The organism is Pseudomonas sp. LLC-1, assembly GCF_002992185.1.
Lineage (GTDB): Bacteria > Pseudomonadota > Gammaproteobacteria > Pseudomonadales > Pseudomonadaceae > Aquipseudomonas > Aquipseudomonas monteilii.
Genome location: NZ_LUVY01000017.1, coordinates 113729 through 134289, shown reverse-complemented (window position 1 = coordinate 134289; position 20561 = coordinate 113729). Strand labels below are relative to the sequence as shown.

Annotated in this window: 20 protein-coding genes; 9 read left to right on the top strand and 11 right to left on the bottom strand. The window is 62.4% G+C overall.

Features of this window, described 5'->3' with window-relative positions; all coding sequences use genetic code 11:
- Nucleotides 1-104: 104 nt before the first annotated feature.
- Nucleotides 105-4202: a DEAD/DEAH box helicase gene (locus tag A0O30_RS19110; protein ID WP_105947542.1), complete on the top strand. Its 4098-nt coding sequence runs from the start codon at nucleotides 105-107 to the stop codon at nucleotides 4200-4202.
- Between the two features lie 10 nt (nucleotides 4203-4212).
- On the opposite strand, the gene A0O30_RS19105 is transcribed toward A0O30_RS19110, so the two are convergent.
- A complete protein-coding gene (locus tag A0O30_RS19105; protein ID WP_105947541.1) occupies nucleotides 4213-5106 on the bottom strand; it encodes a DUF2950 domain-containing protein in 894 nt (297 codons plus the stop codon).
- Nucleotides 5103-6482, bottom strand: coding sequence for a DUF3300 domain-containing protein (locus A0O30_RS19100; protein WP_105947540.1), 1380 nt, complete (start codon nucleotides 6480-6482; stop codon nucleotides 5103-5105). Before A0O30_RS19100 ends, A0O30_RS19105 begins: the two co-directional genes overlap by 4 nt.
- A gap of 190 nt (nucleotides 6483-6672) precedes the next feature.
- Here A0O30_RS19100 and A0O30_RS19095 point away from each other — a divergent pair, with 190 nt between their 5' ends.
- The gene (locus A0O30_RS19095; protein ID WP_105947539.1) at nucleotides 6673-6924 is read left to right on the top strand and encodes a hypothetical protein; all 252 of its coding nucleotides are present in this window, start codon (nucleotides 6673-6675) and stop codon (nucleotides 6922-6924) included.
- Nucleotides 6925-6958: 34 nt separating this feature from the next.
- On the opposite strand, the gene A0O30_RS19090 is transcribed toward A0O30_RS19095, so the two are convergent.
- Nucleotides 6959-7831, bottom strand: a complete 873-nt coding sequence (locus A0O30_RS19090; protein ID WP_105947538.1) for a DMT family transporter — start codon at nucleotides 7829-7831, stop codon at nucleotides 6959-6961.
- 134 nt (nucleotides 7832-7965) lie between these two features.
- Nucleotides 7966-8379 (bottom strand): RidA family protein, encoded by a 414-nt coding sequence (locus A0O30_RS19085; RefSeq protein WP_105947537.1) that lies wholly within the window; start codon nucleotides 8377-8379, stop codon nucleotides 7966-7968.
- A 189-nt stretch (nucleotides 8380-8568) separates the two neighbouring features.
- On the opposite strand from A0O30_RS19085, the gene A0O30_RS19080 reads away from it, so the two are divergent.
- On the top strand, nucleotides 8569-8892 hold the full coding sequence (locus A0O30_RS19080; RefSeq protein WP_105947536.1) for a hypothetical protein: 324 nt from the start codon (nucleotides 8569-8571) through the stop codon (nucleotides 8890-8892).
- Between the two features lie 44 nt (nucleotides 8893-8936).
- Here A0O30_RS19080 and A0O30_RS19075 read toward each other — a convergent pair whose 3' ends face one another.
- Nucleotides 8937-9149, bottom strand: coding sequence for a PLDc N-terminal domain-containing protein (locus A0O30_RS19075; RefSeq protein WP_105947535.1), 213 nt, complete (start codon nucleotides 9147-9149; stop codon nucleotides 8937-8939).
- A gap of 88 nt (nucleotides 9150-9237) precedes the next feature.
- Nucleotides 9238-9705, bottom strand: a complete 468-nt coding sequence (locus tag A0O30_RS19070; RefSeq protein WP_105947534.1) for an FAD/FMN-containing dehydrogenase — start codon at nucleotides 9703-9705, stop codon at nucleotides 9238-9240.
- A 159-nt stretch (nucleotides 9706-9864) separates the two neighbouring features.
- On the opposite strand from A0O30_RS19070, the gene A0O30_RS19065 reads away from it, so the two are divergent.
- Nucleotides 9865-10872 carry a GlxA family transcriptional regulator gene (locus A0O30_RS19065; protein WP_016713912.1) on the top strand — a complete coding sequence of 336 codons (1008 nt, stop codon included), beginning with the start codon at nucleotides 9865-9867 and terminating at the stop codon, nucleotides 10870-10872.
- Nucleotides 10873-10879: 7 nt separating this feature from the next.
- On the opposite strand, the gene A0O30_RS19060 is transcribed toward A0O30_RS19065, so the two are convergent.
- Nucleotides 10880-11551, bottom strand: coding sequence for a TetR/AcrR family transcriptional regulator (locus A0O30_RS19060; protein ID WP_019096306.1), 672 nt, complete (start codon nucleotides 11549-11551; stop codon nucleotides 10880-10882).
- Between the two features lie 138 nt (nucleotides 11552-11689).
- Nucleotides 11690-12571 carry a hypothetical protein gene (locus A0O30_RS19055; RefSeq protein ID WP_105947533.1) on the bottom strand — a complete coding sequence of 294 codons (882 nt, stop codon included), beginning with the start codon at nucleotides 12569-12571 and terminating at the stop codon, nucleotides 11690-11692.
- Nucleotides 12572-12769: 198 nt separating this feature from the next.
- Between A0O30_RS19055 and A0O30_RS19050 the strand changes: the two genes are divergently transcribed.
- The 4 genes from A0O30_RS19050 (at nucleotide 12770) to A0O30_RS19035 (ending at nucleotide 16790) form a co-directional block, all read left to right on the top strand.
- Entirely contained in the window at nucleotides 12770-13750 is a 981-nt protein-coding gene (locus A0O30_RS19050) for an aliphatic sulfonate ABC transporter substrate-binding protein (RefSeq protein WP_105947532.1), read from the top strand.
- A gap of 16 nt (nucleotides 13751-13766) precedes the next feature.
- Entirely contained in the window at nucleotides 13767-15158 is a 1392-nt protein-coding gene (locus A0O30_RS19045) for an LLM class flavin-dependent oxidoreductase (RefSeq protein WP_105947531.1), read from the top strand.
- A 106-nt stretch (nucleotides 15159-15264) separates the two neighbouring features.
- Nucleotides 15265-16101, top strand: a complete 837-nt coding sequence (locus tag A0O30_RS19040) for a bifunctional allantoicase/(S)-ureidoglycine aminohydrolase (RefSeq protein WP_013972924.1) — start codon at nucleotides 15265-15267, stop codon at nucleotides 16099-16101.
- A gap of 89 nt (nucleotides 16102-16190) precedes the next feature.
- Nucleotides 16191-16790, top strand: coding sequence for an START domain-containing protein (locus tag A0O30_RS19035; RefSeq protein WP_104834624.1), 600 nt, complete (start codon nucleotides 16191-16193; stop codon nucleotides 16788-16790).
- A gap of 26 nt (nucleotides 16791-16816) precedes the next feature.
- Here the strand turns inward: A0O30_RS19035 and A0O30_RS19030 are convergent, their stop codons facing one another.
- Nucleotides 16817-17017: a hypothetical protein gene (locus A0O30_RS19030; protein ID WP_104834623.1), complete on the bottom strand. Its 201-nt coding sequence runs from the start codon at nucleotides 17015-17017 to the stop codon at nucleotides 16817-16819.
- Between the two features lie 247 nt (nucleotides 17018-17264).
- On the opposite strand from A0O30_RS19030, the gene A0O30_RS19025 reads away from it, so the two are divergent.
- Entirely contained in the window at nucleotides 17265-18200 is a 936-nt protein-coding gene (locus A0O30_RS19025) for a LysR substrate-binding domain-containing protein (protein ID WP_105947530.1), read from the top strand.
- Nucleotides 18201-18218: 18 nt separating this feature from the next.
- Here the strand turns inward: A0O30_RS19025 and A0O30_RS19020 are convergent, their stop codons facing one another.
- Nucleotides 18219-19637, bottom strand: coding sequence for an amino acid permease (locus tag A0O30_RS19020; RefSeq protein WP_105947529.1), 1419 nt, complete (start codon nucleotides 19635-19637; stop codon nucleotides 18219-18221).
- A gap of 342 nt (nucleotides 19638-19979) precedes the next feature.
- Nucleotides 19980-20402 carry an Lrp/AsnC family transcriptional regulator gene (locus A0O30_RS19015; RefSeq protein WP_012272037.1) on the bottom strand — a complete coding sequence of 141 codons (423 nt, stop codon included), beginning with the start codon at nucleotides 20400-20402 and terminating at the stop codon, nucleotides 19980-19982.
- Nucleotides 20403-20561: the final 159 nt, after the last annotated feature.

The following is a 20561-nucleotide window of genomic DNA, read 5'->3' as shown; positions in this document are numbered from 1 at the left end:
CCACTTTACACCTTCACGATTCCGGGGCCGCTTCACACCCTGCGGAGCAAGCGTCGCTGTATAGTGCGCAGGCTCTTTGTACAACCGCTCCAGTGAGGCCCAGGATGCACTCCAAACCGCTCAGCCCCGACACGCTGCCCGACAACTGCAGGGCCCTGCTCTATGCCCTGGCGACCGCGTTTCCTGGCAAAGGGAAAACCTCGCTACTCAAATTGTTGCGCACCATGGGTATCGCTGATCCGGACGGCAAGCTGCTTGATGCCACGTCGTTCCCCGGCCTGCTGCAATGGCTTCAGGACCAAGGCTGGGTCGAAGTGGAGCAGCGTAACGAGGGGCAGTATTTTGTCGTGCCTGCACAGCGGCGAAACAGTGTACTGCTCAGCCTGCTGGGCGCCGCCGACGGTACGCTGCGGTTGCAACAGATCAGCGCCAGCTTGCCTGCACTTGGGCAGTGGCAAGTCCCTGGCAAGCCCCGGGCATTGCAAGAGCTCTGGCTGAACCTGCTAAGTGGTAACGGCAAGTTGTTGCAGCAGTCACTGTATCTGTCGGACCGGCTGTTCAACATGGCTGAATGGGCTGCCCAGCACCCTATGCAGCTTCTGCAGGCCGATCCGGCCGGCCGGGAAGTATTTGGCCAGCTGGACCAGGTCGTGCGCGAGGTGCTGCTGCAGGATCATCTTTGCCTGAACAACATCCTGCCAGGGCCCGTCAGTGAGAGCTATGCCTTGGCCCGGCACGAAATGGCACTCCACCCGTCCCGAGCGCTAGGGCTGCAGTTGATTCAGCAAGCCGTATGGCGAGGTGACTGGGAAACCCTGCAGCAATGTGGCGGGCAGGACTTCCCGCTGACATACCAGAGCCTGAATTTAATGCTGCGCGGCCAGGTCAGCGAAGCCTTGCTACTGTTGCGGGCCTGGCTCACCGATCAGCGCAGGCAGACGAAAAAACGCAAGATTGACCTGCCGCCGCTGCTTAACGCCCTGTATTGCCTGGCGCTTATCGCGGAGAACGACAGCCAGCACCACGCCGCGCTCAAGCAGGCACTGGCGCTAGGCGAAAAGGAGAATTACGGCCGGGCTTACCCAGTGCTCCGTAAGCTGCTTGAGCAATTGCAAGGTGACAAGCCAGACCTGTCGTACCTGCGCTTAAGTACGCTCAATGGCCTGGATGGCCTGATGCTCGCACTTGCCCTGTACTGGCTGGATGCGCCAAGCGCGCGCGAGCAGGGTTGGTGCACAACGCTGCAAGCTTACCGAGATGAGCTCGATCAATGGGGTTACGCCTGGCTGGCGGCAGAATTCGACGCGTTGATCGCACTGCAATTCGGCGTTCCACGCACGCTTCGCGACCTGCATCACGAGGCAGCGCTGAAGCCACTGGCATCGCTGCTCCAACGCCAGGAAGCCTGGCAGCACGCACTCAGTGCACTGAGTCAGCTCAAACCCACCAACGCTCCTGCTAGTGCCGCAGCCAAGAAAACCACTCGCCTGGCGTGGTTGATCAACTCCGGTCGATACTCCAGCCAGCTTGAACCGCGCGAGCAGAAGCTTGGCAGCAAGGGACAGTGGAGCAAAGGCCGTCCAGTGGCGCTTAAACGCCTTATGGATGAAGCAGATCGCATGGACTTTCTTTGCGAGCAGGATCGCCAGGCGATCAGCGTGATCCAGGCCAGCCAGCCCTACTACTCCCACGTCGAGTACGAACTGCCGCTCGGCGTAGCCCTGCCCAGGTTGGTCGGCCATCCGGCACTGTTCTGGTACGACGCCCCGGACGTGCGGGTCGAGCTGGAGGCAGGCCATGCCAGTCTGCGCCTGCAGGCGACTGGCGAGGGGCAGATTCATCTGCGCCTCGAGCCGGAGGGTATCGTCACCGACGACACCTATTACCTGCATCGGCAAACACCTACCCGCCTGCAGGTTTATTCGCTCAGTAGCGACCTGCGCCAGATCGGCAAGATCATCGGTGATGGCCTCAGCGTACCGCAATCCGGCAAGGCGCAACTGATCGACGCAATCAGTGCCATCACCCCGCTGCTACCGATCCATTCGGACCTTCCCGAGCTCGCTGCACAGATCGACCACGCTCGGGCAGATACGTGCCTGTACGCACATTTACTGCCACTTGCCGAGGGATTGCGCCTGCAACTGCTGGTGCGCCCCCTGGCCGAGAGCAGCTGGTTCCGCCCCGGCCAAGGAGCACAGAACGTGCTGGGCGAACGCGATGGCAAACCGCTGCAGGTCAGCCGTGACCTGGCAGGTGAACGCCAGGTACTGCAACAGGTACTGCAGGCCTGCCCCGGCCTGGCCAACGCCACCAGCGATGGCCAGGAATGGCAACTGGACCAACCTCAGGATGCCTTGCAGGTACTCAGCGAACTGCACGCGCTGGACGGCAAGCAAGTGCAGTGCGTATGGCCAGAAGGCGAACGCATGCGCCTGAAAGGCCGCCTGAAGCTGAACGAACTCAAGCTGGGCCTGCGCAAACAGGGGGACTGGTTCCTGTTGCAAGGCGAGATTGCATTCGATGACGGCAAGGTACTGCGCCTGCGCCAGCTTCTGGAGATCATGAAGACCAACCCCGGACGTTTTATCAAGCTCGACGAACGCGACTGGCTGGCCCTGGACGATACGTTGCGCAAACGTCTGGATGAGCTGACGCACCTAGCCAATCGGGTCACGGACCAAGGCCTTCGCCTTACCCCGTTGACCACACCGATACTGGCCGGGTTGTCCGGTGAGGTTGGCGAGTTCACTGCCGATAACAGCTGGCAGGCACACCTGCAAAAACTGCAGTCGCTGCGCGACTACCAGCCTCAGCTACCGCGCACCTTGCAGGCTGATCTGCGCGCCTACCAGCATGAGGGTTTCATCTGGTTGGCACGCTTGGCTGAATGGGGCGTCGGTGCTTGCCTGGCGGACGACATGGGCCTGGGCAAGACGGTACAGATTCTGGCCCTCCTGCTTCAGCGCGCTGCCGACGGCCCGCAACTGGTTGTGGCCCCGACCTCTGTAACACTCAACTGGCTGGCGGAGAGCAGGCGGTTCACCCCGCAGCTGAAGCTGCATCTGTATCAGCAAGAGCGGAGCCTGGCCGACCTCGGCCCCGGCGATCTGGTCATCACCAGCTATGGCCTGCTGCAACAGGACAGTGCAGCCTTTGCCGCTTGCAGCTGGAACAGCGTGGTGCTGGACGAAGCCCAAGCCATCAAGAATGCCCAGACCAAGCGCTCCCAGGCCGTCATGGGTTTGCAGGCAAACTTCCGCGTGGTCGCCACTGGCACTCCCATGGAAAACCATCTGGGCGAGCTGTGGAGCCTGTTCCGGTTCATCAACCCCTCTTTGCTCGGCAGCCAGGAGAGCTTCAGCAGCCGCTTCGCTACCCCAATCGAACAGGGCGATGCAGCCGCCCGACGGGCTTTGAAAGCCCTTATTCAACCCTTTATCCTGCGCCGCCTCAAAAGCCAGGTACTCGACGAGTTGCCCGCACGCACAGAGATTACTTACAAAGTACCGCTGTCCGATGAGGAGGCTCACCTCTACGAAGCCCTTCGTCAGCAGGCACTCGTCAACGTCTCTGATTCGGCTCCCGGCGCAGGCCGGTCTTTTCAGATATTGACAGAAATCACCCGCCTGCGGCGCTTTTGCTGCCACCCAAGCCTAGTGGTGCCGGACTCGGTTCTGCCAGGGAGCAAACTCCAGGCCTTCACGGCCTTGGTCGAGGAGCTTTTGGAAAACGGCCACAAGGCCTTGGTGTTCAGCCAGTACGTCGACCAGTTGAGCATCGTCCGCCGGTTGCTCGATGAAAAGCACATCGCCTACCAGTACCTCGACGGCAGCGTACCCGCCAAAGAGCGGGAGCGCCGCGTGAACGCCTTCCAGGCTGGCACGGGTGAGATTTTCCTCATCAGCCTGAAAGCTGGCGGCACTGGCCTCAACCTTACCGCTGCCGACTATGTAATCCACCTCGACCCTTGGTGGAACCCGGCGGTGGAGGACCAGGCCAGTGACCGGGCCTACCGCATGGGTCAGCAGCGTCCGGTGACCATTTACCGACTGGTCGCCGAAAACAGCATCGAAGAGCAGATCGTCGGCTTGCACTCGCGCAAGCGAGATTTGGCCGAAAGCCTGCTTGAAGGGGGGGAAGTGAGCGCGAAGCTGGATGCTGATGCCCTGATGGCATTACTCGCGGGTGCGGTGCAGTGACAAGGAGGCGTTAGTCACCCGCCGCCACATCCACCACCTTCCAGCTGTCATCGGGGTCAAAGCGCTTCATCGCCTTGGCCTGCCTGTCCCCCTGCGGCCCCAGGTCTTTCTCGAATACCTGGCCGTCATGGCTGATCATGAAGCTCATCACCCCGGTATCGTCGTACCTGGCCGGCCAGGCGACCATGGCGAAACCACGGCTCATCTGGTTGCCTATCAGGTAGCTGTAGGCGCCGCCAGGGGCAGAGGGGCCTTGTGCATCGAGGATGCGGAAGTGGTAGCCGTACCAGTCATCACCAACCACATCCTGGCCGAACAGCGGGCCCAACGGGCTTACCTCGCCGTCGCCATCCTCGTCCCAGTACAGCCCGTCATGTTTGCCGGGCTCGCTGAAGATTTTCTGCGCGTACTCCAGCGCACCGTTGCCGTTGTGGTCCTCGGTGGCGTAGTCCATTTGCGCATCGTGATAAGCCAGCAGCGACTGCAACACCCCCAGTTCGTTGCGACCGATGCGCCGGGCGCGGATTTCGGCACTGCCGGCCTTGAGGTCGAACCGCCAACCCTGGCTGCTTTTGGTCAAAGGAATAGGCAAGGTCCAGTGATCACTGCCCACCGCCAGAATGGCCTTGCCCTCGCCCGTCCTGTCGATGGTGTGCTGCGCACCGTACTGCGCGAGGAAGGTGTCCACGTCGCTGCGTTGCACACCACCACGCGGTATGTAGGTACGCCAGTCATCGCCCAGCAATTGCGCCAGGCGGGCTTCATCCGGTTTTTCCGTGCCCAGTGCCGCAACGAAGGACTCCACAGCCTTCTCCGGCGTTGGAAAGGTTTCTTGAGCAGCCGCCAGGCAGGACCAGGCCAGGCTCGCAATGAACAGCAACCCTGCAAATGCTGGACGGTTCATCGACGGCCACCTCCGCCGCGACGCATAGGCGCACTGGGTCGGGAGATCGGGTGTCCGGCGGCACGTGAGGTGTTCGGGCGCTGAGCGAAGGACTGGCTGGTGCGACCACGGTTAGCCTGCAGGTTGGTACGCGAAGGCGAGCGTACGCCGTCAAACGCATTGTTACGTGCCCGGCCGGCGGTATTGGCGGGTCGGTTCTGGGCCACTTGCCGGCCTTGGGCTGTGCGGGGTTCCTGCCGACGCTCGGCGACCCTCGGGTTGTCGGCACGCGATTGCATACGGTTACCCACCGCGTTGCCCGTCTGCGCCTCACGCATTTGCTGACGCGCCTGGCGGTTGCTGGTGGCGTGCCGTTCAATACCGGCCCGGTCCATCGAGGCCCTGGCCTTGTCCCGTGCCTGGGCGCGCTGTACGTCGTCGCCACGGAAGGCCGTGCGCTGGGTGGCACCGTCCAGCTGGCGGCCATACTGCTGGCGGCTGCGGGCATCACGGTAAGGCACGCCATCGCGGTTGGCTGCGTTGTGCTGCCATTTGTTCTGGTTGTTGGTGATGCGGTTGTTGGCGTTGATGTTGTTGTAACGGTTGACGTCGATATCGATGTCGTTGTTGCCCCAGTCACAGTCGCCCCAGAGCGAAGCCACAATCGCCACGCCGGTCCCGAAGGCCAGGCCGGCCACCAGCGCGGAGCCGGGGTAGTACATCGGCGGTGGCGGGTAGTATACCGGCGGCGAGGCCGGATAGGCCCAGGTGCCATACACCGTGGTCGGGTTGTAGCTGGGCACGTACACCACCTGCGGGTCGGCCGGCTGGATGACGATGGTGGACGGCGCGCTGCTGGCCGCCTGTGTCGACGGGGCAGCCTGCACAGTCACGTTCTGGTACTGGTTGCTTTGCAGGTTGCCGGCAGCCTGTGCCTGATGGCGCAAGCGCTGCACGGCGCCCATGACATCGTCGGGTTGCGCCAGGAAGGCATCACCGAGGCGCTGCACCCACACCGGGTCCTGGCCGAGGGTCGCCAGCAGCTGCGGGAAAGCCACCAGCGCTTGCACGCTTGGGTCCCAGGGCTGCTTCGCCACTTGTTTGACCGCGTCGTCACCCGAGGCTTTGGGGTTGGCCTTGGACCAGGTCACGGCTTCACTCACCTGCCCCGGGTAAGTGGCCGCCATCAGTACCTGGGCCAGCAGCGCATCGGGGTACAAGGCAACCGGCGCCAGCATCTGGTCCAGTTGCTCCTGGGTGAAGACCGGGTCTTTGGTCACGACCGTTTCGCTTTGCGGGGCCGGATCAGGCGCCGGTACGTCTTGCGCCAACGCCAGGCCGGGCGCGGCGTGCAGGCACAGGAGCGCCGACAGGAAAGCAAACAATGGCATGCGCATCGCTTTTCCCCATGAGGTCTGACCGCGTGGGTTAAGCGTAGCCATGCTGGCGGTTTTGGCCAGGTGTCGAAAGCCCGCCCGGTTCATCGATAGTCACTATCGAGCAGGGCAATTTCTACCGGGCGCCTTGGCCTAATAACCTTGCTCCATCGACTCGCCGCCCACGACCCCGGCCCTTGGAGCTACCCCGATGAACACCCTGGCCCGCCTGCTTTTCGCCACCTTCGCCGTTTTTGCCATCGCCATCATGAGCGGCTGTGCCAGCCACCCGGAACTGCGCCCGTACACAGCCGAAGAAACCCGCCAGTTGCAATTGGAAGCGCTACAGCGTCGCGGTCTTTCCCTCGACGACTACGAGCAGCAACGGCGGGTCATCCAGCGCGCTGGCAACCTGCCTGTAGTAACGGAAGCGACCGACGCAGACCGTTCGACCAAAGGCTAAGCGGCCCTTACCCACCTGCTCTTCATCTCGCACGCTAACGTCGCGGTGCCAGAGCAAGCGCAATGCCACCCAGCACCACCACGCACGCAATCAGCAAGCGCAGCGATAGCGGCTCACCAATCAGAGCAACACCGCCCAGAGCGGCAATCACTGGCACACTGAGTTGCAGGGTTGCAGCCTGTTGCGCACTGACTTGCCTGACCACGCCATACCACACGGCGTAACCCGCGCCAGAAGCCAGCACCCCTGAACCCAGCGCATACCACAAGCCAAGCGGTGTGAGATGCGGGCCGGCCCCCAGCAACAGCATCGGTAACAGCAGCACCAGGCAAGGCAGGCTGCGGGTAAAATTGCCGGCGGTATCGGCCAGCGGCCTGGGGGAGCCTTTGCCCAGCAGCGTGTAAACACCCCAGGCCACGCCAGACAACGCCATCAGCAAGGCACTGGCCAACGGCGGCGCAGCGGCGCCGGGCAACAGCAGCACCAGCAGGCCGGCAAACGCGATCAGCATGCCCAGCAGCATACGCGCCGTGATGTGTTCGCCCTTGTACCAGGCAAAGCCGAACATGGTGATTTGCACGGCACCGAACAGCAGCAGCGCACCGGCTCCTGCACCCAGTTGCAGGTAGGCGGCAGAGAACAGGAACGCGTACAGGAACAGCGCCAGGCCGCCACGCCAGCTGCCGCCCATGGCCAACGCAGGTCTGCGCAGGCGGATGAGCAGCAGCAGGAACAATGCACCACTGGCCAGACGCACCACGGTGAAAGAAGCCGGGTCGATAGCCCCATCCTTCAACGCCAGCCGGCAGAACACCGAATTGGCGGCGAAGGCCACCAGGCTGAAGAGGGCAGGCCAGACCCAGGCGCGAGCCTTGCGGTCGGTAAGCGCAGTGCTGCCGGTGCTCATGGTGTGGTCACCTCTGAGGGAAGCTTGTTGTTATAGCGGCAATGTAGTCACGACCAGTGCCGATAGACAAGATACTTCCCCAGGCATTGACTGGCACCGGCCACGCCAAGGTTCGCTCAGCGACTGTTAACGCGTCATTGCAGTGCTGCCACAGCCTCGATTTCCACCAGCATGCCGTCCAGCGCCAGCCGTGGCACCGGGATCAGGGTGCAGGTCGGTTTCATATGCGGCCCCCACGCCCTGTCCGCCTCCGTTACCCATTGGCGCAGGCGCGCTTCGGAATGCTCGACAATCAGCAAGGTCAGCCTGAACACCTGGGCCAGGCTGGCGCCTTTGGATGCCAACGCCAGCTCCAGGTTGGCCAGCGCCTGGCGGGCCTGTTCGGCAAACAGGGGCGACAGCTGGCCATCGCTGTCCTCCCCGCCTTGGCCGGCGATGAACAACAGCCGGCTGCCGGCGCGTACCTCGGCGACGTGGGAATAGGCATTGCCACTGGGATCGTAAAGGCCCTCAGGGTTGCTCAGCTGGAATACGGCTGGATGGGTCACGACATGCCCTCGATCGGATGGAAGAGTGGCGGAGTATCGGACCTTAAGTTAACTCGAGGTCAAGCGCAGCGTAGGACGTTTCGCACAGAAGGCGAACTGATGTGAACCACGCGTCTGTTTGCGCGGCGACCATCACGCGCTAGATTGCCAGACCCGGCACGGAGGCCTGAATCCAACAAGGAAAAGCGCATGAGTAATTTTGATTTCCAGCTGGCCTATACCATCAAGCCGCACACCGCACGCGATGACGCCGATGCCGCCCAGGCACGGGTGCATCTACGGGAAAATCTCGGCCTGGGCACCGTTGAGCACATTGAAACCACCTTGCTTGGGACGGTCGAACTCAAGGGCTCCACTCTTGCAGAGCGCAAGCGCGAGGCTGAGAAACTGATTCACGAATATATTCATAATGCGCTCAAGCAGCTGCGTGTGCTGTCTACCGTGAAATTCTACGGCTGCCTGATGGTGAACGGGCTAGGCCCCGCCATACGCTTCGACATCCTGCCCAAGTGAGCCTCACAGGCATCAGGCGCCCCCGCGCCTGATGCCGGACACCGTCACTTTTCCTGCAGTACCGCCCTGCCCTTCACCGCCCTGGGCCCGCGCCATGCCCAGAACAACAACCCGGGGAATGGCGCATACACCACGAAGACGACCCACAGCATCTTGCGTTCGGCGCGCCGATCACTGCCAATGATGTGCCAGATCGCCCAGACCTCCAGCAGGATGACGAAGGCCGCGATGATGATCCAGATCGTTCCGATTTCCATGAGCGCTCTCCCATTTGGCATGTAATGGGTTGGGTTTCAGCAAGCGCCGAGGGTTCAGATTGTTTTGTCTGGCGCCAGGGCAGCCCATTCAGTGCGGTGCTTGTTCCAGCGCCGACTTCAGCGCCGCCGCATCGGTAAACGCCCGCTGGCCCACCAGCGCCCCCTGCTCCAGTTGCAACCACTGTACCTGGCCATTCTGCCCGGAATAGCGGCTGGCCACGCGCCCTTCACGGTCAAGCAGCACACGGTAGTTGTATGCGCGCATGGCGGGGATGGCGAACAGCTTGCGGATGATCGCCGGCATGCGCTGGATGTCGGCAACAAACACGGCATGACGCGCCTCAAGGTAGCCCTTGGGCTGCTCGGCCAGCGCAGCCTTTACCATCTTTGCTCCGTCCATGTCGCGCGCCACCAGCAGGATCTGCGTGCCAGCATCAAGGCTGTAGGCCTGGTCATACTGGTCAAGCAGCGTGAACGGTGCCAGCTTGTCGCCCGGCTCCAAGGCATTGGCCAGCAACGGCAACAGGCTGCACAGCAGGGCAATGGCGTACTTCATGAAGGGTGTCCTCGGTAACAGGGGGCGGCATGGCGGCGAAGGGCCAAGCCAGGCAGGTTGCCTGAACACGACCTGAAATACGACACGCCCACCCGGGTGATTGTCTTTCCCCCAGCCAGCCGCCACACTCTGCGGGCCAACCAGGAAGCGGAGACCAGAGTGCCCACGCCACGTCAGTTCAGCAAGAAGACCAGTACCAGCAACATGCTGCGGCTGAAATCCACCAGCGCCAATGCCCAGGCCCCGTACAGGGTCGACTTCGTCTTGCTCGAACATTTCTCGATGGCCAGCTTTACCGTCGCCATGGATGTGCTGGTCACCGCCAACCTGCTGCGTGCGGACAGCTTCCGGTTCACCCCGCTGTCGATGGATGGCGACCGGGTGCTCAGCGACCTGGGGCTCGAGCTGGTAGCCACCGAGCTGTCCGCCGAGGCGCTGAAGGAGCTGGACTTGCTGGTGATCTGCGGCGGCCTGCGCACGCCCCTGAAATACCCGGAACTCGACCGCCTGCTGGACGACTGCGCGGCCCACGGCATGGCCCTGGGTGGCCTGTGGAACGGCGCCTGGTTCCTTGGCCGCGCCGGGGTGCTGGACGACTACGGTTGCAGCATCCACCCCGAACAGCGCGCCAGCCTGTCCGAACGCAGCCCGCAAACACGCATCACCCCGGCCAGCTTTACCCTCGACCGCGACCGCCTCAGCGCCGCCAGCCCCAACGGTGCCATGGAGCTGATGCTGGGCCTGGTGCGCCGGCTGTATGGTGATGGCCTGGCCGAAGGCGTGGAAGAAATCCTGTCATTCTCCGGAGCGCGTTACCGTCAGGTTGGGCCGGGGGCGAAGAAGTCGATGAGCCTGCACCTGCGCACCATCGTCGAACTGATGGAAAACAACCTGGAGGAAACCCTCAGCCTCGACCAGCTGGCCGCCTACAGCGGGCGCTCGCGACGGCAGATCGACCGGCTGTTCCAGGCCCAGCTGGGCACGTCGCCGCGGCGCTACTACATGGAGCTGCGCATCACCAAAAGCCGCCGCCTGCTGCAGTATTCCGACCTGTCGGTGATGGAAGTGGCAGTGGCCTGCGGGTTTGTTTCGGTGTCGCATTTCAGCAAGTGCTATGCGGCCTACTTCGGCTACCCGCCGTCGCGGGAGCAGCGGCTGGGCGAGTGAGCGCCGTTCAGGCGCGTATGTAACGCAGCACGGCGTCGCAGATCATGGCTTTGTGGCGCAGCTTGATCTCGTCATCCAACAGGTCGATCTGGAAGATCTCGCCAAAGGTATGGCGGTTCGACACCCGGTAGAAGCAGAACGAGCTCATCAGCATGTGCAGGTCGATCACTTCGATGCCGCCACGGAAAACCCCTTCCTGCACACCACGGCGCAGGGTGTTACCCAACGCTTCGAGCACCAGGCTGCTCATTTCACGAATGGCCGGCGACTGCTTGACGTACTCGCCATAGTGGATGTTTTCAGTGCAGATGATGCGCACGAAATCGACGTTGCGGTCGTGGTGATCGAAGGTGAATTCCACCAGACGACGAATCGCCTGCTCGGCCGGCAGCGACTCCAGGTCCAGGCTTTGCTCGGTCTTGCGGATGTCGCCATACAGCTTGATCAGGCACTCGCAGTACAACTGCTCCTTGCTGCCGAAGTAGTAGTAGATCATGCGCTTGGAGGTGGCAGTGCGTTCGGCGATAGCGTCGACGCGGGCGCCGGCCAGCCCTTGCTGGACGAACTCGTTGATGGCCGCCTGGAGGATATCCTCGCGCGTTTTCTCGGGGTTGTTCTTGCGCGTTCTGCGCCCCCCTTCGGTTTCAGGCTGGCCGAGGCCAACTACGGAATCACTCATACCCACTCACAGGCTATTTATTGGAATGAGGGGGATTATCCGTGAGCGCGGCCATGCAGGGAAGCGCGCTGTTGGTCGGGTAGCCATAAAGCCTCACGGGTGGCTGGCCGTGAAATCATTCACGGCACGCCGCGGGCATCACTCCCGCTGGGCAGTGTTGCGCTCCAGCGGCGGAGTCAGGTGGAGCACGCGGTTACGCCCGCCTTCGGCCAGCAAGTAACCACCTTTGCCATCCGCCACGATCGACTGTGGCGCCTTGAGGAAGGTCAGCACCGTGTGCTGAACGCCATCGGCGTCAACACGCAGCAGCCGGGCACGGTGGGTGTTGTCTTCGCTGATCCACAGGCCGCGCTGGTCACAGTACAGGAACGTCGGGTTGCGCAGGCCTTCGACCACCACCGGGTCGCTGCCATCGTCGGACAAGGCGCGGACCTTGCCATTGGCCTTTTCGGTGTACAGCAAACGGCCCTCGCAGCGGGTGAGCCCTTCGGTTTCGGTCAGGCCGGAACGCAGCACATCGAGCTGGCGGCTATTCCAGTCGTAACGCATCAAGCGACCATTGCCTTTGCGGTCTTCGATGGCATACAGGTGGTCGCCGTCATTCCACAGGCCTTGCACGCTATCGCCGTCGAACAGGGGGGTCACCTGGCCATCGCGGGCCAGGCTGACAGGTGCCCGGCCGCCTTCCTGACTGAACACCCACCCCCCTTGAGCCGCCACCATGCCGTCGGGCTTGGACAGGTTGTCGATGACCACGACCCGGTCGCCGGTCGCGGTGATCTTGAGGATGCTGCCACGGCCATCATCCAGCTCGCGGCTGACCAGCAGGCTGCCATCGGCTTGCGGCAGCAGCGAGGCGGCTTTGGTCACATCGCGGTGCAGTACCTCGACATCCCAGCCGGAGGCAGCCTGAACCGGGTAGAAGCTCTGCCAGGCGAAAAAACCCAAGGTGGCGGCAAGCAGGCCGGTAGTGGCAGTCAGGGCGATGCGGGTGCTGCGCTTGCGCAGGATGTGCGGCATGTAGGGGCTCCTCGGGATTGCCGCGATGCTAGCAAGCGAATGTGAAAAAAATGTCGAAAAATGCAGAACATTACAAAAAACAAAAGGATATAAAAATAACTAAACATTCTAACAAACAGGAATATAAAAATTGAAAGCCAAACGCCATCTCCTTAGGCTGGGCACATCGTTTCCCACTCGGTTTCAAGGAGCAAACCCATGCCAACCCGTGCTTTCTCTCCCCTGCGCCGGCTGTTGATCGGCGGCCTGCTGGCCAGTGTCGCCAGCGCCCTGCTGCCTTGGTCCGAAGCCCTGGCCGACGACGCCAAGACCCTGCGCATCGGCTACCAGAAGTTCAACAGCATCAACATCCTCAAAGGCAGCGGCGCCCTGGAAAAAGCGCTGGCACCACAAGGTGTAACCGTAAGCTGGCACGAATTTGCCGCCGGCCCGCAGTTGCTCGAAGCCTTGAGCACGGGTGCCATCGACCTGGGTCATGCCGCCGATGCGCCGTCCGTGTTCGCCCAGGCCGCCGGTAAACCGGTGGTGTACCTGGCCGCCGAACAACCCTACCCACGCGGCATCGGCCTGGTGGTGCGCGAGCAGGACCACCTGGCCAGCGTGCAAGACCTGAAAGGCAAGCGCGTGGCCACCGGCCGCGGCTGGAACGCCCAGTACCTGCTGGCCGTAGCGCTGGAGCAAGCTGGCCTTACCTACAAGGACATCACCCCCGCCTACGTCAACAACGCCGCCGATGCCGTGGCTGCCCTGCAGTCCGGCAGTGTCCAGGCCGTCACCCTGTGGGACCCGTTCCTCGCCGCAGCAGAAAGCCAGCCTGGCCTGAAGAACCTGCGTGACGGCAGCGGCCTGTCCAACAACCGGACGTTCTACCTGTCCACCGCCAGCTATGCCGACCAGCACCGTGCGCTGCTGAAAACCTTCTTCAGCGAACTGGGCAAGGTCAGCCAGTGGGCCAACGCCAAGCCTGCCGAGGTTGCCGCGCTATTGGCGCCGCAACTGGGCATCAGCGCCAACGTGCTGGAAGTGGCCAGCGAACGGCGTAACTACAATGCCGTGGCCATCACCCCGCAAATCGTTGCCGAACAACAGAAACTGGCCGATACCTTCCAGGGCCTGGGCCTGATTCCACGCAAGCTGCAGGTGGCCGACGCGGTCTACCCGGCTTCCGTGTTGCCTTGAGCGGAGCGCAGCCACCATGCCCCGCCCGATCCGCTTCAACGCCTTCAGCATGAACGCCGCCAGCCACCAGTCCCCCGGCCTGTGGCGCCACCCGCGCAACACCAGCGTGGCATTCAACCGCCTGAGCTACTGGACCGACCTGGCTCGCCTGCTGGAGCGCGGCCTGTTCGACGCCGTGTTCATCGCCGATGTGCTGGGCATCTACGATGTCTACCAAGGCGGGCCCGAAGCCGCCTTGCGCGGCGGTGTGCAGGTGCCGGTCAACGACCCGCTGCTGCTGGTACCGGCCATGGCCGGGGTCACCGAGCACCTCGGTTTCGGCGTTACCTTTTCGCTGACCTACGAACACCCCTACCCCTTCGCCCGGCGTATGTCCACGCTCGACCACTTGAGCAATGGCCGGGTTGGCTGGAACATCGTCACCGGCTACCTCGACAGCGCCGCACGCAACCTCGGCCTGGCGCGCCAGCTGGGCCACGACCAGCGCTACGACCTTGCCGAAGAGTACCTGCAGGTGCTGTACAAGCTATGGGAGAAAAGCTGGGACGACGATGCCGTGCTGCTGGAGCGTGACAGTGGGCGCTATATCGAACCTTCGCGGGTGCACGCTATCAACCATGTGGGCGAGCACTTCCAGGTGCCCGGCATGCACTTGTGCCAGCCGTCGCCACAACGCACGCCGGTGCTGTTCCAGGCCGGTGCTTCAGCACGTGGCCAGCAATTTGCCGCGCAGCATGCTGAATGTGTGTTCATCAGCGGCCCGACGCCCACGGTGTTGCGCCGCTACGCCGACGGCATCCGCCAGGCCAGCGAGGCCGCCGGGCGGGGGCGTGACGAGGTGCTGATCTATGCGCAGGCGTTGCTGATCGTCGCCCCCACCCGGGAAGAAGCCGAGGCCCGCTTCGCCGAATACCGTCGCTACGTCGACCTGGACGCTGCCCTGGCACTGCTGTCGGGCTGGACCGGCATCGACTTTGCCGGCCTCGACCCCGACGCGCCGATCGAATATGTCGAAAACGATGCCGGTCGCGCCGCCCTGGCCGCGTTCACCGCCGCCGACCCCAAGCGCCGCTGGACCGTGCGCGAGGCCGCCGAATTCGTTGGCCTGGGTGGTCGCGGGCCGGTGCTGGTCGGCTCAGCCAGCGAGGTCGCCGACCAGTTGGAAAACTGGCTGGACCAGACCGGCATCGATGGCTTCAACCTGACCTATGCCGTGCAGCCGGACGACCTGACCCATGTCGTCGATTTGCTGGTGCCCGAACTGCAACGCCGTGGCCGCTACCCTTCGCGCTACACCGAGGGCACCTTGCGCCACAAGCTGTTCGGCCAAGGCGACCAGCTGCCGGCACAGCACATTGGGCGTCAGGTTGACATTCAGCGATCAAATACCGGGTATTCCAACATTTAATTTGTGGATGCCACGCGCTCGACCCTATTCTGTCGCCACATCCCCTGCGCCGCACCGGCCGGTGCGGTTCACGGCATGGGGAGAGAACAACAAGTCGAGATCGTCCATGTCGAACCATTCGTACTTCGCCCCCCACGGTGGGCACCCGGCTCAAACCGAGCTGCTGACTGACCGTGCCATGTTCACCGAAGCCTATGCCGTTATCCCTAAAGGCGTGATGCGTGACATCGTCACCAGCCACCTGCCGTTCTGGGACAAGATGCGCATGTGGGTCATTGCCCGCCCACTGACCGGTTTTGCCGAAACCTTCTCCCAGTACATCGTCGAAGTGGCCCCGGAAGGCGGCAGCGAGCGCCCAGAGCTGGACCCGAACGCCGAAGCCGTGGTGTTCATCGTCGAAGGCGAGCTGGACATCACCGTCGAAGGCAAGCATCACACCCTGGTACCGGGCGGCTACGCCTTCCTGGCCCCGGGCGCCGAGTGGAGCCTGCGCAACAACAGCAAGTCCAATGTCACCTTCCACTGGCTGCGCAAGCACTACCAGAAAGTTGAAGGCCTGGACGTACCCGAGTCGTTCGTTACCCACCGCGACAACGCCACCGTCATCGAAATGCCGGGCACCGAAGGCCGCTGGGTCACCACCCGCTTCGTCGACATGGCCGACATGCGCCACGACATGCACGTGAACATCGTCACCTTCCAGCCGGGCGGCGTGATCCCGTTCGCGGAAACCCACGTGATGGAACACGGCCTGTACGTGCTTGAAGGCAAGGCGGTGTACCGCCTGAACCAGGACTGGGTCGAAGTGGAAGCCGGCGACTTCATGTGGCTGCGCGCCTTCTGCCCGCAAGCCTGCTACGCCGGCGGCCCAGGCAAGTTCAGCTACCTGCTGTACAAGGACGTGAACCGCCATGTGCATTTGACGCTGAATCCTAAGCGCTAAGCTCAGGCTGATGCCCTAAGCCCGCCAATCTGGCGGGCTTTCCATTTGCCGCGCATACTGAAACACCCATCCCCCGCACGGTACCGGCCATGCCCCGCTGCCTGCTGCTTACCCTCCTGCTGCTGTGCACCCCTGCCCTGGCCGCCGATGCCTGGAACCTCGCCTACGACCGCGAAGGCATCCGCGTGTACCTCAGTGGCGTACCCGACTCGCCCTACCAGCAGTTTCGTGGTGTGAGCACCATGAAAGCCAGCGTGCGCACGCTCACCGACCTGCAGGAGAACCTGCGGGTGGCCTGCAAGTGGCTGTATGCCTGTGACCAGATGCGCCTGCTGGACGTGGACGGTGCCAATACCTGGGTGTACCTGACCACCAACCTGCCCTGGCCGACCATGCCACGGGACATTGTGTTGAAGGTGAGCAGCGAACGCCTGGATGACGGCACGCTGCTGCGGCACCTGAGCGCTGAGCCCGACAGGATTCCCCAGGTTGACGGGTTGATCCGGGTGCAGCACCTGAGTGGTGAGTGGCGAATGAAACCGTTGGGTGAGCGGTTGACCGAAGTGACGTACCAGTTGCAAGCCGACCCGGCCGGAGATGTGCCGGGCTGGCTTGCCAATCGGTTCGTGGTGGATGCGCCGGTGGTAACCCTCAGAACCCTGAGGGCTGTCGCCGAGCGTCAGCCTTGAGGGCTATCCACCAGATCGCCTGGGTATCAGTCAAAATCGAAACCTGGCTCGCAAGTGCCGATCGGGGTCAAGAAAGTACCCTCAGGGCACGGTATTTCTGGCACGCCTATACTGTTGACACCCCCACGGTCAGCTTGAGGCTGCTCGCTGAAGACGGCATCGTTGGCATGGGCAACCTGAACCAGGCCTGCGGCGGCCAGCAGTGTAATGAATGCAATTTTTTTCATTTTGGTTTCCTGTAACAACATTAAGGGACTTGCCCGAAAGATCCTATGCGCCACCCAACCCATCGGGCTTTAGGCAATTGCCTCCAGATCACTGGGAAGCCCACTGTTGCCGCGTGGGAAACATCATTGCAGCAGACAGTGCCGTCGAGCGCTGATTGATCGCGTGCAGGCCCTATCGCCCTGAGTCAATTTCTGCCACTGTGCCCGCGCGGTGCGGACCAGCGCGTCGCGCTTGCCAGGACGTCGCATGAACACACAAGAAAACGGCAACACGCACAAAGGCTATCGGCGCATCATTGCGTCAATGACAGCGCTGCTCGAATTCGAGGCGGTAGCCCGCCACAACAGTTTCACCCTGGCCGCCCAGGAACTGGGGGTCACCCAGGCAGCGGTCAGCAAGCAGGTCAGGCAACTGGAAGAAAACCTCGGTAGCCAACTGTTCCAGCGCCTGCACCGCGGCATCCGCCTGACCAGTGAAGGCCAGGCGCTGTATGCGGTGATTTCCGATTCCATGCAAAAGATCGCTTCGGTGTTCGACCGCCTCAGCGAAGGCGACAGCGAGCAGGAGCTGGTGCTCAGCTCCACCGCAACCTTCTCCCAGTTACGCGTGATGCCGCGCCTGGGCAGCTTGCGCAGCGCCCTGCCCCAGGTGCGCCTGCGCCTGGCCACGCAGATGTTTACCGGCGATCTGCGCAACCACGATGTCGACCTGCTGGTGCGTTTTGGCAATGGCCGCTGGGAAGACGGCAGCGCCCTGCACCTGTTCGATGAAGAGATTTTCCCGGTGTGCGCCCCGGCCTGGCTGGCGCGCAACCCGCAACCGGAGTCGCTGGAAGCGTTGTACCGTGCCGACCTGCTGGATGCCGATGCCACCACCGAAGGCTGGATGACCTGGCCCACGTGGTTCCGCGCGCTGGGTGGCAACCCACCGAAGCTGCATTACAACCTGCGCTGCCAACTGTACACCGACACCATCCAGGGGGCCTTGCACGGGCATGGGGTGGCATTGGGCTGGGGGCGGATGCTCGACCACCTGCTGGCCTCCGGCGAGCTGGTGCGCCTGACCGACCTGGTGGTGCGGCCGCGCGAGGCCTATTACCTGGTCGTGCCTCATGGGCGCACCACGACCCCGACCATCCTGGGGCTGGTGGACTGGCTGCGTGACAATCCGCCAGCCACCTGAACAAGTGCCCCCGAAACGCTAAGTGGCGCTAACGGCCTGTGGTGCAGCACAGGCCTTGGCCCTGCGCCGGTAAGCCAGCAACAGGCCCGCGTACCACAGCGGCATGATGTACAGGGCGGTACGGGTGTCCGGCTCCAGTGCCAGCAGGCACAACACGAAGATCAGGAATAGCTGGGACAGCGCGGCGGTGACCTTGCCACCCGGCAGCTTGAACGTCGATTGCGCATGCGCCTGCGGGTTTTGCCGACGGTAGGCGAAGTAGGACAGCAGGATCAGCGACCAGGTAACGATGATCATCACCGCAGAAATGGTCGACACCAGGGTAAACACCGTCATCACTTCCGGAATGACGAACAGCAGCGTCAGTGCAATCGCCATGCACACCCCCGAAAACACCAACGCACGCACCGGTGTGCCCGAGCCGGACAAGCGCCCGAACGCCACGGGCGCCTGCTGCTGATGCGACAGGCCGTAGAGCATGCGCGACCCGGAATACACACCACTGTTGGCCGACGAGGCTGCAGAGGTCAGTACCACGAAGTTGATGATGCCAGCAGCAGCGGGCAGCCCGCCCAGCAGGAACAACTCAACGAACGGGCTGCGGTTGGCCGGAACATTGGCCCAGGAAATGACACTGATGATGCACACCAGCGAACAGATATAGAACAGCAGGATGCGCACAGGGATGGTGTTGATGGCCTTGGGCAAGGTCTTTTCCGGGTCTTTCGCCTCTGCCGCTGCAGTGCCGATCAGTTCAGTGCCGACGAAGGAGAAGATCGCGATCTGGAACCCGGCGAGGAAGCCGAGAATGCCATGCGGCATGACCACGCCCGGCGCCACCAGATGGCTGAACGAGGCGGTGACCCCGGTCGGCGAAGTGTAGGACGTGGCGACCATGACCAGGCCGGCCACAACCAGCAGCACGATGGCCACAATCTTGATAAGGCCGAACCAGAACTCCACCTCGCCAAACGCCTTCACCGCCAGCATGTTCAGCCCCAGCAGCAGGAACATGTTGGCGAACGCCGGTAGCCAGGTGGGCACGTCCGGGTACCAGTACTGCACGAACCCTGCCACGACCACCACATCACCCACCGCCGCCACCACCCAGCTGAGCCAGTACGACCAGCTGAGGATGTAGCCAGCCTTTGGCCCCAGGTAGTTGTGCACCAGGTCGGCGAACGACTCCATCTGCAGGTTGGCCAGCAGCATTTCGCCCATGGCCCGCATGATGCAGAAGACGAAAAAGCCGATGATGGCGTACACCAGAATGATCGAAGTGCCGGACAGCGCAATGATTTTGCCCGAGCCCATGAACAACCCGGTACCAATTGCGCCACTGATCGAAATAAGCTGTATGTGCCGGTTTTCCAGCCGTCGTTTGAGCACTCGGCCCTCTTCCGGCGCGGTGCTTTGCGCGTTGCACGTGTGATGCATAGTCAACCTCTTATTCTTTTTTTGTAAAACTTCCACGCCCCGCAGCGCACCAACAAGTTGGTACCAAGGTGCAGGTTTCATGTCATTTAAATGATGAGAGCGCAGGCAATAACAAAAAATTAAACTAATGCCCGATGCAACTTCGCAACGGACTTTCTTATTGTTTAAACGCACCGTCAGAACGTGCGCCTGAAACCGTCCCGCGAAAGCCGTTTCATTCTGCCAGCGGCCCAGGTCAAGCGGAACGCTACAGAATGCACACCGGCAAAGGGATTTTTTGCAGTGTGAAAAGCCCAGGTGACAGTTTGCGCAATGCGTCTGTCAAAAGGCCTGACCCAGCGGTCACATCTTGTAGGTCGAGAGCAGGATGCTGGTCTCGGTATTCTCGATGTGCGGGATCGACCGAATGGTGTTCAGCGCCCGGTCGAAGGCTTCGAGGGTGTCGGCGCGCAGCTCTGCCATCAGGTCCCAGCGGCCATTGGTGGTATGGATGGCCACCACGTTGGGATGCCCGCGCAGCGCGTGCTTGACCTCTGCGGCGTGGTGGCCACTGATGCCGATGCTGGTGATTGCCCGCACGCCCTGCTCCAGCGCGTCGGAGCGCAGGCGTACCGTGTAGCCAATGATCACGCCCTGCTCTTCGAGCCGGGTAATGCGGTTTTGCACGGTTGCCCTGGCCACCTTGAGCTTCTTCGCCAGGGTCAACACAGGGGTACGTGCATTGTCCCGCAACAGCGCAATCAGTTCCCGATCGATCGTATCCATAACGCCTGCCAATAATCAGATTGCTACTTTGGGGTGGCAGATTGTCTAGAAAGTTGATGAAACTGGCAACCTGCATTCTTCCGATTGACGCAACCTTTCATCAAAATGTTCATGCCACTTCAACAATCTTAAGCGTGCCGCCTGCCGTGACCGGGGTGA